Genomic DNA, 13,957 nt, shown 5'->3' with positions numbered 1-13,957 from the left:
AATTGCTCCATATTCAATACGCATATCACATACGAGTTTAAGCGTTTGCTTCAGCTAATAATTTTTTACCTTTTTCAACAGCGTCTTCAATAGTACCAACTAAGTTGAATGCTGCTTCAGGATATTCATCCACTTCGCCATCCATAATCATGTTGAAACCTTTGATGGTGTCTTTAATATCAACCAACACACCTTTTAAGCCGGTAAATTGCTCAGCAACGTGGAAAGGCTGTGATAAGAAACGTTGAACACGACGAGCACGAGATACGACTAATTTATCTTCCTCAGATAATTCATCCATACCAAGGATCGCAATAATATCTTGTAATTCTTTGTAACGTTGCAGGATGTTTTTCACGCGTTGAGCAGTATCGTAATGAGCATCGCCTAATACAGCTGCAGAAAGAATACGTGAAGTTGAATCCAATGGGTCAACCGCTGGATAAATACCCAACTCAGAAATTTTACGGTTCAATACCGTTGTAGCATCCAAGTGAGCAAATGTAGTAGCAGGAGCAGGGTCAGTTAAGTCATCGGCAGGTACGTAAACGGCCTGTACTGAAGTAATTGAACCACGTTTAGTTGAAGTGATACGCTCTTGCATTAACCCCATCTCTGTAGCAAGCGTTGGTTGGTACCCTACCGCTGAAGGCATACGACCTAAAAGTGCCGATACTTCAGAACCTGCTTGAGTGAAACGGAAAATGTTGTCGATGAAGAAAAGGATATCACGACCACCGCTTTGCTCATCACCATCACGGAAATATTCAGCTACAGTCAAACCTGATAAGGCAACACGTGCACGTGCACCAGGAGGCTCGTTCATTTGACCGAACACCAATGTAGCTTTTGAATCTTTAAGAACTTCTTTGTCTACTTTTGAAAGGTCCCAACCGCCGGCTTCCATCGAGTGACGGAATTCATCACCGTAGTTAATTACACCTGACTCAATAAACTCGCGCAATAAGTCGTTACCTTCACGGGTACGCTCACCTACACCAGCAAATACTGAAAGACCAGAGTATGCTTTGGCAATGTTGTTTACCAATTCCATGATCAATACGGTTTTACCTACACCGGCACCACCGAACAAACCAATTTTACCACCTTTTGGATATGGTTCCAACAGGTCAATAACTTTGATACCTGTGTAAAGAACTTCTGTTTCAGTACTTAATTCGTCGAAACGAGGAGGTTTGTTGTGAATAGCATAACCACCGTCGTTAGAAACTTGATCAATACCATCAATCGCTTCACCTACTACATTGAATAAACGACCTTTGATAGCATCACCAACTGGCATTTTGATAGGAGAAGCCGTATCTACCGCATCCATACCACGAACTAAACCATCGGTTGAATCCATCGCCACTGTACGTACACGATCTTCACCTAAATGCTGTTGTACTTCTAATACAATTTTTTGTCCGTTGTCTTTTGTTACGATCAAAGCGTCGTAAATCTTAGGCAAAGTAGCATCGTTAGCAAAGCTCACGTCAACTACAGGACCGATGATTTGAGCAATTTTCCCAATATTTGGCATAATTTTGAACTTTTTTCTTTGTTATTATCCCTTTTAAGGCAGGATTTTAAGTGTCGCAAAGATAACGCATTTGAAATTATTTCAAACCTAATTTTTAATCATTTTTTTAACTTTCTTATTAGAGTCTTATATTTAGTTTATTTACTTCGATAAATCATGTAGTTATGCTCGTCTTTTTTTACTGAATTTTACAGCTTTCAGTATGGCACTCCTATTTAATAAATCTCTTTATTACAGCATTGATGAAAACAGTATTAATAACAGGAAGTAATGGATTGTTAGGCCAAAAATTGCTTGATAAATTAAAGCATTCTGCTGAATATAAAGTTATCGCTACTTCCAAAGGTAACGATCGTTATTGCGAATCAGGATATATCTATGAGCGTTTAGATGTCACCAATGCTGAAGAAGTACGGGCTGTAATTAATAAATATCAACCGAAGCATGTTATTCATACTGCGGCTTTGACTAATGTTGACGCTTGTGAAATCGATAAAGAGCAATGTTATCAGCTAAATGTTAAATCAGTAGAATATTTAATCGAAGCTTGTAATCCATTTAATACACATTTTATTCATTTATCAACTGATTTTGTTTTTGACGGTTTGAATGGCCCTTATAAAGAAGCTGGTATTCCCAATCCTTTAAGTTATTACGGACAAACAAAATTAGAATCTGAAAAATTGCTACAGAGCAGCATGCTGGATGCTGCAATTCTTCGTACTATTTTAGTTTATGGGGTAATTAAAGATAAAGCCCGCGTTAATATAGTAACCTGGGCAAAAAACGCCTTGGAAAGAGGAGGTGAAATCAATGTTGTTAATGACCAGTTTCGTAATCCTACTTTGGCGGAGGATTTAGCAGATGCCTGTTTGTTGGTTTTAGAAAAGCGTGCTCGGGGAGTTTTTCATATTTCAGGGAAAGATTACATGAGTATTGAAGAAATTGTACGAGCCGTAGCTGATTATTGGAAGCTTGATGCATCATTAATTAATCCGATTTCATCGGAAGCATTAAATCAAGCAGCCAAGCGTCCGGCAAAAACTGGCTTTGTTTTAGATAAGGCTAGGAAAGAGTTAGGGTATCAGCCGCATTCTTTTCATGAAGGTTTGCTGATTGTGGACGATCAATTGAAGAAATTCAAGCCCGATAATTCAGACGGGCAGTAAAGCAGGAAAAAGGTTTATATTAGGTATTGATTTTTTTTTCTGCCTGAAAATCAGGCTTAAATAAAATATGAGGCATTTTTTTATGAAAAAGTTTTGGAGGGTTTAAAAACGTCCTTATATTTGCAGCCTGTTAGAACGATAACGGTCTTCTAAACAAAGAAGAATAAAGGACCCATAGCTTAATTGGATAGAGCACCTGACTACGGATCAGGAGGTTAGGGGTTCGACTCCCTTTGGGTCCACAAACAAATCATCAAAAGCCTGTCAGTTCAATGGCAGGCTTTTTTAGTTTTAACTAACGTTAACATGTTAAACCTGGTATTATTTGGCCCTCCGGGCGCCGGAAAAGGCACACAGTCTCAAAAGTTAATCGAAAAGTACCAGTTGGTACACTTGTCTACAGGCGATATTCTTCGCGGCGAAATTGCAGGAGGTACAGCGTTGGGGTTAGAAGCGAAGAAGTTAATGGATCAGGGGCTTTTGGTACCTGACGAAGTTGTAATCGGTATGATTAGTAATAAACTTGATGCAAATCCAGCTGTAAACGGGTTTATTTTTGATGGTTTTCCGCGTACGGTTGCACAAGCTGAAGCATTGGATAATCTTTTGCAATCAAAAAATACGGCCATTTCTGGTATGATTGCTTTAGAAGTAGAAAATGACGAATTGAAAAAACGTTTGTTGCTTCGCGGTAAAGATTCCGGTCGTCCTGATGATCAAAATCCTGAGATTATTCAAAAACGTATCGATGAGTACAATAATAAAACAGCTCCGGTAGCTAATCACTACAAAGGACAACAAAAATACCAAGGTGTTTACGGTATAGGCGCGATAGAAGATATCTTCAACAATATCACTGCTGTTATCGATCAATACTAAATTTATTACACTCGTATAAAATCAAGAGCCAAGAATCAGGTTGTTTCCTATGAAATAGCTTGGCTCTTGGCTCTTGATTATTGTATATTTAAATAAAAGCTAAATTTCCACCACATGAGTCAGACCTCCAACTTCGTAGATTTTGTACACGTTTGCTGCCGTTCAGGCGCAGGCGGTAAAGGCTCACACCATTTGCATCGTGATAAAAAAACAGCTAAAGGTGGTCCTGACGGGGGAGATGGCGGTCGTGGCGGCCATATCATTGTACGTGGAAATTCACAGTTATGGACCTTGCTCCATCTGAAATACCGTAAGCATATTATTGCTGAAAATGGTATGGCAGGAAGCAGTGCGAATAAAACAGGGGCAGAAGGTAAAGATGAGATTTTAGAAGTGCCATTGGGAACGGTGGCCAAGAGCGCTGAGACTGGTGAAGTATTGTTTGAAATTACACAAGATGGAGAAACTAAAATTTTAACTCCTGGAGGAAGAGGCGGTTTAGGTAACTGGCATTTCAAATCTCCTACTAATCAAACGCCACGTTTTGCTCAACCTGGTGAACCTGGTTTGGAAGAATGGAACATTCTTGAATTAAAATTATTGGCTGATGTTGGTTTGGTTGGCTTCCCTAATGCAGGAAAATCAACTTTGCTTTCGGTTATGTCGGCAGCAAAACCTGAAATCGCTGATTATGCATTTACCACCATGGTACCTAACCTTGGGGTTGTTGCTTATCGTGGTAATAAATCGTTCGTGATGGCCGATATTCCCGGCATTATAGAAGGCGCCTCTGAAGGCAAAGGATTAGGATTACGTTTCCTTCGTCATATTGAGCGTAACTCTGTACTGTTGTTCATGGTTCCGGCTGATAGTAAAGACATTCACGGTGAGTACAAAATTCTTTTCAACGAGCTTAGTAAATACAACCCTGAATTGTTGGACAAACCTCGTTTGTTGGCGATTACTAAAAGTGATATGCTGGATGAAGAGTTAATGGCAGAAATTAAAAAGGATCTTCCTCAAATTCCTTATACTTTCATTTCTTCAGTTGCGCAAAAGGGGTTAGTTGAATTGAAGGATATGATTTGGGAAGCTATTAACGCTGATCAATAATTTTCAACATCTAATTCCCAGTTGGCAGATACGACATCTTCTTCAGCATTTATTTTTGCATGTAAGATTCGATAAGTTCATTTTGCACTCGGTTACTCATTATTTTGCATAGCAATAATGCTTTCTCCTTTGGCTTTATTTTCTTCAATGCTAATGTTAAGCAGGTGGATGGAGTTTTGAGCTAAAATAGTAAGCATCAGGTTTCTTATGTTGTCTTCAGAACGGTTTTTGCATCTTACTTTTATAATGTATTTTGCCCTTCTGTTTTCAAAACATGATACCGTTTTCCCATATCACATAATGATCCAACTGCACCAGCACACCAAATAATTGTAGCTGCCGTATTCAGGCCTAAAACAATAAATCGTTCCTTCATAATTACTCAATACCGGAAGCAATTAATACATGTGTTTTTCTATGTAGGTTAATATAATGATAAAATCGTCTGAATATTAAAAGAAGTATACTCTAATTCGACTAAAAACATAGGCTAATCATAGGCTATCTCTGATTATATTTTATTAAATTTAAATAGCTAACAATTTTAAAAATAAAATACTATGGAAATCAGATTAGGCGATGTTGCGCCAAATTTTAAAGCTACCACTACAGAAGGAGAGATCGATTTTTACGATTGGTTAGGAGATAGTTGGGGAGTGTTCTATTCTCACCCTGCCGACTTTACCCCTGTTTGTACAACAGAGTTAGGGCGAACAGCAAAACTTAAAGACGAATTTGATAAGCGTAACACTAAAGTTATTGCCATTAGTGTTGATCCGCTTGAAAAACATAAAGAATGGATTAAAGATATTAATGAAACCCAAAATACCACTGTTAATTTTCCGATTATCGCTGATCCGTCGAAAGAAATTGCAAACCTGTATGGAATGATTCACCCGAATGCAAGTGATACGCTTACCGTTCGTTCTGTGTTTGTGATTGGTCCGGATAAAAAAGTAAAGCTAACACTTACCTATCCAGCCTCGACAGGTCGCAATTTTCAAGAGATTTTGCGTGTTCTTGATTCTTTGCAACTTACTGCAAATTATAGTGTAGCTACGCCAGTTGACTGGAAAGATGGTGATGATTGCATCATTGTAAACTCAATTCCAACTGAAGATGTGCCTGCTAAATTCCCTAAAGGACATAAAATTATTAAACCGTATTTGAGAACAACGCCACAGCCGAATAAATAATAAAAAAGGGAGATGTTTTTAAAAATCTCCCTTTTTTATGAACACAACCAATTTTTATGATTTTGAAAATTTCAGTTTCCACTGTACGGTACGATCCGTATTACTTTTTATAAGAATACGTGCCCATCCTTTTTCGGTAGTAGGTAACTGTGTTATGGTTACACCCTCTTTTTCATTCGTTTCAACTCCGGTTATTTTCCAATTATCCTCAAGACCTGCAATGCGCATTTCGTACGCGTCGCCAGCTACCAGTTGGCTGCTGCCCAATAATGTATTATTGTTCCATTTTTCTTTCAATACATCTATCATACCTTGTGTAATATGCCTTGAGGTAGACACCAACACTGGATGAGTAGTTTTAGCTTGCAATGCAATAATTTTACACGACTCTGCAGGAAGTTCAAATGAAACATTACTTGTTATGTTTGGCAGCACCTTATTATCCCAAAAATCAAAGGCATAGTATTCGTTATTTGCTGGCAAGCCAGCCCAAGCACTTTTGCATCCAATTTTTTGAGAAGCCGTATCCCAGTTGAATAAGCCAAGTACATTGCGCTGCACACCTGTATGTTCATCAGTTGCCAGCCAAATTGAAGGTAATGTTTTATCGAAAGCATCTATCGGTCGCGCTATGCCCTGGTGTGAAGCCATACAGCGCTTCATAATATCCAACCTGTCTTCGGATAAATCAGGCAACCAGTCGCTGCTTAAAAAAAACTGTTTGCTCAATGCCACCCATGACGGCAGTAGTCTAGCCCTGGTTAGCGAACCAATGCCTTTGCACGCACCATCGGCAGTGGCTGCGCCCGACTCACGGATGATGGAAGGATCCGGGTCGTTCCACCATACTCTTCCATTTAAAAAATATAATCGTGAAGCCCGGATGGCGCCGGTACGGATACCCTGGCCATCGTGATTAAAATCGGGACCCACCCGCATCGCATCCACTAATCCAATAGAGGCACCGAACGAACGCATATTCTGACTTACACAACACCCTGAAAAAAAGACTTCCGACCCAACTGTTTCACGCAATAAGTTCAACCCCATCCGAAATGCTTCAATTTGAGTTTTACTGCTGTCGTACAAAGGTTTACAATTCCCCATTTGGTCGTCTTTATAGCCATCGTTGATGTAGACTTGTTCGGTGACCGTACCGGTCCACAATCCATCCATTTTAAAATAATTAAAACCCCAGTTGTGCAGGGTGCCGGCCACATGTTTTAGGTGTTGTTGTACTTGCGGATTAGTAATGTCTAAAGAAGTGCCACCCCATTTGGTTTCGTAAGGAGAACCATCCATTCGGCGGGCAAACCAGTCTTGACGATCTTTATATTCAGGGTCCTGATGATTACGAGCAAAAGGCATCCACCAAATGCCGGCTGTGAATCCACTTTGTTTAATGGCGTTAGCAGTAGAAGCCATACCATTAGGATAAGCTCCTTTTGGATTTACCCGATCAAAACCACGCAAGGGCCCGTTGAACGAACCACCGTCCTGCCATTGGTCATCAATTTGAATAACGCCCAAATCATAAGGCTTCAACTTTGTAGCCGCAAAACTCGCTAACTCTTTAGTGGATGCTTCACTGCCCGCTCCTCCATTTTTTTCGCTATACCAGCTGCAGTAAACAGCTTTACGGTTAGGCAAATGAATTCGTTGCTTCCGAGCCATCATCTCTGCATATTGTTCCTCGCCAATGCGGGCATCTTTAAAATGTCCAATCAGAAGGGTTTCCAGTTTTTCAGTAGCTCTTGCCGGAATCACCAGCCGGCCATAGTCTATTTGGGTAGAAATGCTTACCTGATTATTACTGGTGTCAGAAAAAACAACGCCGCTTCCCCGCTCGTTGGTAAGCCACCCGGTTACTACTCCTTCCCGGGTACTAGGATCTACCGTTGTCAAAAAAAGATAACTACCAGGATTGTTGGCAGGTGCCAGCAGACCTCCGGTACCTAAGGTTTTCAATTGTCCGGCAGTTTTTTGCATATCTATCCTAAATGAAAACGGACGAACTTTTTGAAAGATCATTTTATCATCAGCATTGTTTTGTACGGTTTCAGTGAAAAACAGAAAAGCAGTTTTAGGATACAGCGCAATGGTATAAAAACCACCGCCAGATTTTACCAATTTCAGCGCTTTACCCTTGCCAAAAACAGCGTCTGTTATATCCATTGTTTGCACTCTATCACTGGCATTGCTTGCCAATCCATGAGTAAGAAACACTTTGCCGGTAGTTCTGTCTTTTACTTCAATCGTTTTCGTTTGGGGGCTAAACGTAGCCGACATAAATTCATTGCTGATTGACTGAGCGTTAACGGTATATCCGCAGATGGTTAGCAAAAGCAACATTTTTATTCTTTGCTTCATTGTAATGATTTTCAATAATGTAAGTGTAGGTAATACGGCAAGTTAAATACAATTATCAAAGTTTAAATTTTTTTCGAAAAAAAATACTTGTTATGTAAAACTTAGGGGGGCCGGAGTTTGAGAGATTGCGGCAGGCTCAAAAGCGTTTTTCCTTATCTCCCTGAGCGTAGTCGAAGGGTCTGTAGTATCATCAACAGGATGTTTCGACTTCGCTCAGCATGGCAAAAACAGGTTAGTTCGACTTTTGGAGACAGCCTCAATATTGAAAGAGACGATAACGAGATGGTTTATTTTGACTGTGACAATAGCAATTACAAGAGCAGAGCTTTTTTATTTAAACAATTGTTGCTCATCGTGGTCCTTCATGGGAACTTTCTTGATAAAATCGTCGAATGAAGAATCTTCATAATTCGATTGCGGTCCATAAGAGTCCAGCGTATAACCAATTAATTCGTTCGAAGTTTTTATCAGATATAATATGCTGCTATCGGAGGGGTCATTATCACCTTCGAAACGATACGTGCGTATGATGATAAGGTCTTCAGGTTTGTATATTTCATTGTTGGCTAAACATTTAAAACCATCTGCAGTCATCATGAATTCATTGTCATATTTTTTCATCCGAAGTTTCTCCATTACAGAAACTAACGAGCTCATGTCATTGGGTTGTAGCATAATTTTAGATATTTAGTAGGAGGGAAGCTATCGCTTAAATCTACCTTAAAAAAAGCAGATTTGGAAGTGCAAGTTGTTGATTTAGAAATCTTTGGGTTGTTTTAAAAGCCTCGTCGTATTGGTCGATGAGGCTTTTGTATTCATAATGATATTCAAAAGAAAGAAGATCGTATTTGGTATTTAGAGACTAGTAACAACTATCTCCAACTATTCTTTTTCCAATACCGATACTTTTATACTTGAAGGATGCTCGACATCGAAATACACTCTGTGAGTTGCTTTCTGAAAATCTCCTTCCTGTGATTTATAAATGTTTTCTATATATTTCTGCGGATTGCGATCGACCAAAGGGAACCAGCTGCTTTGCACTTGCACCATAATTTTGTGTCCTTTTCGGAAGGTATGCATAACATCGGGCATAGAGAATTTCACTTCTTCCACTTTTCCGGGAGTAAATGCTTCCGGCTTTTCAAAACTCTTCCGATAGCGGCCACGCATTACCTCTCCTCGCAACAGCATCTGATAACCGCCAATCTTCACATCTTTTCCGTTTAAAGTGTAGCTTTTTAATGAATCCGGGTAAACGTCGATCACTTTAACCACAAAGTCGGCATCAGTACCTGTAGTTGAAACAAAGAGATCTGCCCAAATCGGACCGGCAAGGGTAATATCCTCGGTTAGTGCACCTGTTTGGTAAACCAATACATCCGGACGGCGACTGGCGAATCGTTGATCGTCGATCATATATTCACGGGTTCGCTCCATGCTAATCTCATCCTGATACGGAACAGGGTGCTTAGGGTCGCTGATGTATTCATCAAAACCAGCAGCCAGCAAAGGTTTGTCGAACAATAATTTTTGATTCGCCTGAAAATAGATATTTTTTTCCTTTACCTCTTTGGGTGGCCATGAAGCAAACTCCTTCCATTTATCAGCACCCACATCAAACATCAATGCTTCAGGACGAGGGTCTTTCCCCACGCCTTTCAAATAATACATAAAGAAAGGGAATTCGATATTTTTTTGATACCAGGTTCCTGTTTCTGAGCCAAACTTAATATCGCCAAAGTAATTCCCTTTGCTGCGGGCCCAGCCTCCATGAAACCATGGGCCTTCTACCAGCGTATTTTTAGCATTTGGATTTTGTTTTTCAATAGATTTATAAGTTTCAAAGGCTCCCCAGCAATCTTCCGCATCAAATAAACCTCCCACAACCAGGGTTGCCGGCTTAATTCCTTTCATAAACTGACGAATGTCGCGTGCCTTCCAATAATCATCGTAATTGGGATGTTGTAAAAAATCGTTCCAATAAGCCACATTTCCTTTAAACATCTTTTTTTCAATATCGGGCAAGGCTCCCAGGTTAAGGTAGAAACTATAATTGTCTGAACTTTTATAATCGAAAGATGCCGGCCATTCTGTTGTTAAGTTAGGCCGTGGAACTCCCATTACAGTATAAAAGTTGAAGTAATCCATCATCATAAAGGCTCCATTGTGATGAAAATCGTCACCTAAAAACCAGTTGGTTACAGGCGCTTGGGGCGAAACGGCTTTGATTGCGGGATGACCGGAGATTGCCGCTGTTACTGAATAAAAGCCCGGATAAGAAATTCCCCATACTCCTACTTTTCCATTGTTATTTGGTACATTTTTTAGTAACCAATCAACCGTATCATAAGTATCACTTGATTCATCTATTTCTTTACCTTTCTTTTGGGGATGGTGAGGTCGAACATTTACAAAATCGCCCGTCGACATAAAACGGCCACGCACATCCTGATAAACAAAAATGAATCCTTCATGTATAAAATCAGAAGAAGGGCCTAAAACTTTTCTGTACTGATGCTCACCATAAGGACCTACATTATAAGGGGTCCGGATCATCATAAAGGGATATTTTTTGCTTTGATCTTTGGGCGCATACACCGCCGTGAAAAGTTTAGCCCCATCGCGCATTTGAATTTGATATTCGTGCTTTACATAGTTATCTCGTATGTAAGCAGAATCTTGCTGCGCAAATAATTGCTTAGGAATTGTAAATAGAAAAAGAAAAAGGAGTGCTAATAACGGATGCTTCATAATTCATGTGAAAGAAGATAGCTAAAGATAAAAGGTTAAACGGAAACTGAGAAATTCAGTTTGTTGAATCTGTAAAATCGAAATTTCGAAACATAACTATTTAAAGGTCTGTATTTTCTTTTTTGTGTGGGTAGAATTTCTATTTTTGCCCCCTGAATATTTAAAGGTTTTCAAAGAAAAATATTTCTTTGTTTCATCAACTCGCTCTTCCCTTTTCTGGTTCAAACCAATCAATTTAACTTAATTAAATGAAATTTTTGCCTTCTATTTCCCTGCTGGTAAGCGTGTGGGTATTTTTTTCGCCGGGTGCAAATGCACAAAGTCTTACCCGTGGATCAGTTACAGGAAAAATAAAAGAGGCAAAAAAACATGAAGTCCTTGAAGGAGCCGTAATTTCAGTAATGAGCAAGCAAGACTCCTCGCTGCGCGGTGTTCTCTCTGACAAATACGGGATGTTTTCCATCAAAAACCTTCCCGTTGGGAATTATAAACTGTTCTGTAGTTATTTCGGCTATAAAGATGTAATTCGTCATTTTTTTATTTCCAAGGAAAAACCGGAATGCCAACTGGATGATATTTTACTTGATTCGGCACTGATTACGCTTAACGAGATTACGGTAATAGCAGAAGTTCCTCCCGTTGTTATCAAAAAAGACACGACCGAATTTAATGCCAACTCCTATAAAACGAAAACACAAGCTGTGGTCGAAGACTTGCTTAAACAACTGCCGGGAGTAGAAGTTGAGAAAGATGGAAGTATTTCTGCGCAAGGGCAAAAAATCACTGCCGTTTTGGTGGATGGCAAACCTTTTTTTGGTAATGATCCTAAATTGGCCACTCAAAATTTACCGGCCAATATCATTAATAAGGTTCAGGTAATCACTGTTGATCCTGAAAAAGCTGAACATGGGGAGTCAGGAATAATCATCAACCTTTCCGTAAGAAAGGATAAAAAGAAAGGGGGATTTGGCAATGTATCGCTTGGCGCCGGTAGTAACAACCGCTATAAGGGTAATTTAAGCCTGAACCGATTTAACAATGAACAACAGTTTTCCATCATATCCAATGCAAATAATGTTAGCTCTGATGTAGGTATTTCTAATTCCTTTTCAGGGGGTATCAACTTCAATAATCCATTGAACAATAAGTTAGTACTTTCATTGAGCTATTTAAACAATTTAAATAATACTAACCAATCGAGCTTTCTAAAAAGAAATACCTTGTTGCAAAACGAATCACTACTGTATTCAGATCGTTCGACCAATAGCAACAATAGTCAAAGGCATGCATTTGACTTAACCCTTGATTATAAGATTAATTCCTCAACTAATCTGAATTTTAATTCTAAAATTAGTTACAGGCAATTCAGCTCTTCTTCATCCAGTTTGTTTGAATCATCAAGTCCTGAAGGGAACGTAAACGATGGAAACCGATCGACTAAATCATCTACAAAGTCACCTGATTTCAACAACAACATTAAATACGCTAAACGTTTTATAAAAAAGGGGAGGCAATTAAGTTTATCAATTAAAAACAGTTACGAATCCAATGATCAAATAGGATTTAATTATTCGCTCAGCAATTATTACCAGAGTCAGTCGGTAAATCAATCGTTAATCAACCAGCAAAACTCAAGTGATAGAAGCAAATTTAGTAACGATATTAATCTGATGTATAGTGAACCGCTTTTTACAAACCACTTACTGAAATTTAATTATGCTTTTAATAACGGCATTGAAAACAGTACCCGCAATGCCAATGATTTTGATGAATTAAGCAAGGAGTATGATTTGCCGAATGCTTTTATGAGTAATGTGTATAGGAATAGAACAAATGCAAACCGTATAGGAACAAGCTTCAACGAAAATGGTGATACATACGATTACTCTGTGGGTATTTCCATTCAAGAAACTGATTTGAAAGGACATTCAATAGCCAAAGACAGTATTTACACGCAAAATAATTTTAGTGTTTTACCTCAGGCTTCGTTTAATTACAAGATTTCGAAGAATAGCCGTATCAGCACAAATTACCGGGGTGATATCCGCCAACCTTCCATCTTGGATTTACAACCTACGCCAGATAATACAAACCCTTTATACATCAAAATCGGTAATCCGGATTTGCAGTCTGAATTCAATAACAATCTTTCTGTCAATTACTCGAAATTTGATCCTATATCTAATTGGAGTATGTTTGCCAATTTGTCTGTTGGAACCACCTTCAATAAAATAACCTATAACAGTTTCATAGATGCTGCTGTAGGAAAGCAAACCAGCAAACCCGAGAATGTTTCAGGTAACTATAACCTTAATTTGAACGTTAGTTGGGGAATTCCAATTAAAAGCGTAAGAACCAAACCGGGTTTGAATACTTCTATAATAAAAAATACCACCTATATAAATGGTATTAAATCTACAAGTTACAATTCGCGATGTGGATTAACATATGCTGTTAATTACAAGTATGCTAATAAATTAGATTTTAATATGAATTATACGGGTAATTTCAACAATGTGCAGTATGAAAATCCGGGATTAAAAGACGCGAGTTATTTAAATTTGACTTCAACGATTGGTGTCACTTATTATCTGCCAAAAAACTTTGCCGTGAATAGCGATCTAACTTATTTTAGAAACGAAAATCAGATTCAAGTAGCTAAAAAAAGCATAGCACTTCTGAATGCAAGTATTTACAAAGAGTTTTTGAACAATAAGGCCAGATTAACTTTGGATGCTTATGATTTGTTAAAACAAAACACCAGCATCAATCGCACCATAACTGACAATCAGATCGAGGACCGACAATCCAACAACATTACACAGTATTTCATGTTAACGTTTACTTACCGTTTTAACAAGTTTAATTCATCAGCAAGTAATGACTTGTAGATAAGCTTTCTTTAGAAACAAAAAAGCAATCACTTTTTACGA

The 13,957-nt window shown here is 38.7% G+C and carries 11 protein-coding genes and 1 tRNA gene; 6 read left to right on the top strand and 6 right to left on the bottom strand.

Annotated features, from left to right (window positions below; all coding sequences use genetic code 11):
* Positions 1-37 precede the first annotated feature (37 nt).
* Positions 38-1,543: a F0F1 ATP synthase subunit beta gene (gene atpD, locus FN756_RS00150; RefSeq protein WP_142600441.1), complete on the bottom strand. Its 1,506-nt coding sequence runs from the start codon at positions 1,541-1,543 to the stop codon at positions 38-40.
* Positions 1,544-1,785: 242 nt separating this feature from the next.
* Between atpD and FN756_RS00145 the strand changes: the two genes are divergently transcribed.
* From FN756_RS00145 to obgE, 4 genes are all read left to right on the top strand, one after another.
* Positions 1,786-2,712: an SDR family oxidoreductase gene (locus tag FN756_RS00145; RefSeq protein ID WP_142600440.1), complete on the top strand. Its 927-nt coding sequence runs from the start codon at positions 1,786-1,788 to the stop codon at positions 2,710-2,712.
* A gap of 168 nt (positions 2,713-2,880) precedes the next feature.
* Positions 2,881-2,954, top strand: a tRNA-Arg gene (locus FN756_RS00140).
* A gap of 64 nt (positions 2,955-3,018) precedes the next feature.
* Positions 3,019-3,591 (top strand): adenylate kinase, encoded by a 573-nt coding sequence (locus FN756_RS00135; RefSeq protein WP_142600438.1) that lies wholly within the window; start codon positions 3,019-3,021, stop codon positions 3,589-3,591.
* 114 nt (positions 3,592-3,705) lie between these two features.
* Positions 3,706-4,704, top strand: a complete 999-nt coding sequence (gene obgE, locus FN756_RS00130) for a GTPase ObgE (RefSeq protein ID WP_142600436.1) — start codon at positions 3,706-3,708, stop codon at positions 4,702-4,704.
* Positions 4,705-4,796: 92 nt separating this feature from the next.
* On the opposite strand, the gene FN756_RS14725 is transcribed toward obgE, so the two are convergent.
* Positions 4,797-4,901 carry a hypothetical protein gene (locus FN756_RS14725; protein ID WP_394344407.1) on the bottom strand — a complete coding sequence of 35 codons (105 nt, stop codon included), beginning with the start codon at positions 4,899-4,901 and terminating at the stop codon, positions 4,797-4,799.
* Positions 4,902-4,945: 44 nt separating this feature from the next.
* Entirely contained in the window at positions 4,946-5,080 is a 135-nt protein-coding gene (locus tag FN756_RS14670) for a hypothetical protein (protein ID WP_262709381.1), read from the bottom strand.
* 184 nt (positions 5,081-5,264) lie between these two features.
* Between FN756_RS14670 and FN756_RS00120 the strand changes: the two genes are divergently transcribed.
* The gene (locus FN756_RS00120; protein WP_142600435.1) at positions 5,265-5,900 is read left to right on the top strand and encodes a peroxiredoxin; all 636 of its coding nucleotides are present in this window, start codon (positions 5,265-5,267) and stop codon (positions 5,898-5,900) included.
* A 54-nt stretch (positions 5,901-5,954) separates the two neighbouring features.
* On the opposite strand, the gene FN756_RS00115 is transcribed toward FN756_RS00120, so the two are convergent.
* The 3 genes from FN756_RS00115 to FN756_RS00105 form a co-directional block, all read right to left on the bottom strand.
* Entirely contained in the window at positions 5,955-8,270 is a 2,316-nt protein-coding gene (locus tag FN756_RS00115; protein ID WP_142600433.1) for an alpha-amylase family protein, read from the bottom strand.
* A 330-nt stretch (positions 8,271-8,600) separates the two neighbouring features.
* Entirely contained in the window at positions 8,601-8,945 is a 345-nt protein-coding gene (locus FN756_RS00110) for a hypothetical protein (protein ID WP_142600431.1), read from the bottom strand.
* 207 nt (positions 8,946-9,152) lie between these two features.
* Positions 9,153-11,024: a CocE/NonD family hydrolase gene (locus FN756_RS00105; protein WP_142600430.1), complete on the bottom strand. Its 1,872-nt coding sequence runs from the start codon at positions 11,022-11,024 to the stop codon at positions 9,153-9,155.
* Positions 11,025-11,272: 248 nt separating this feature from the next.
* Between FN756_RS00105 and FN756_RS00100 the strand changes: the two genes are divergently transcribed.
* Positions 11,273-13,915: an outer membrane beta-barrel family protein gene (locus tag FN756_RS00100; protein ID WP_142600428.1), complete on the top strand. Its 2,643-nt coding sequence runs from the start codon at positions 11,273-11,275 to the stop codon at positions 13,913-13,915.
* Positions 13,916-13,957 lie beyond the last annotated feature (42 nt).

Source organism: Solitalea koreensis, assembly GCF_900182575.1.
GTDB classification, from domain to species: Bacteria; Bacteroidota; Bacteroidia; order Sphingobacteriales; family Sphingobacteriaceae; genus Solitalea; species Solitalea koreensis.
This window is presented reverse-complemented; position numbering and strand designations above follow the sequence as displayed.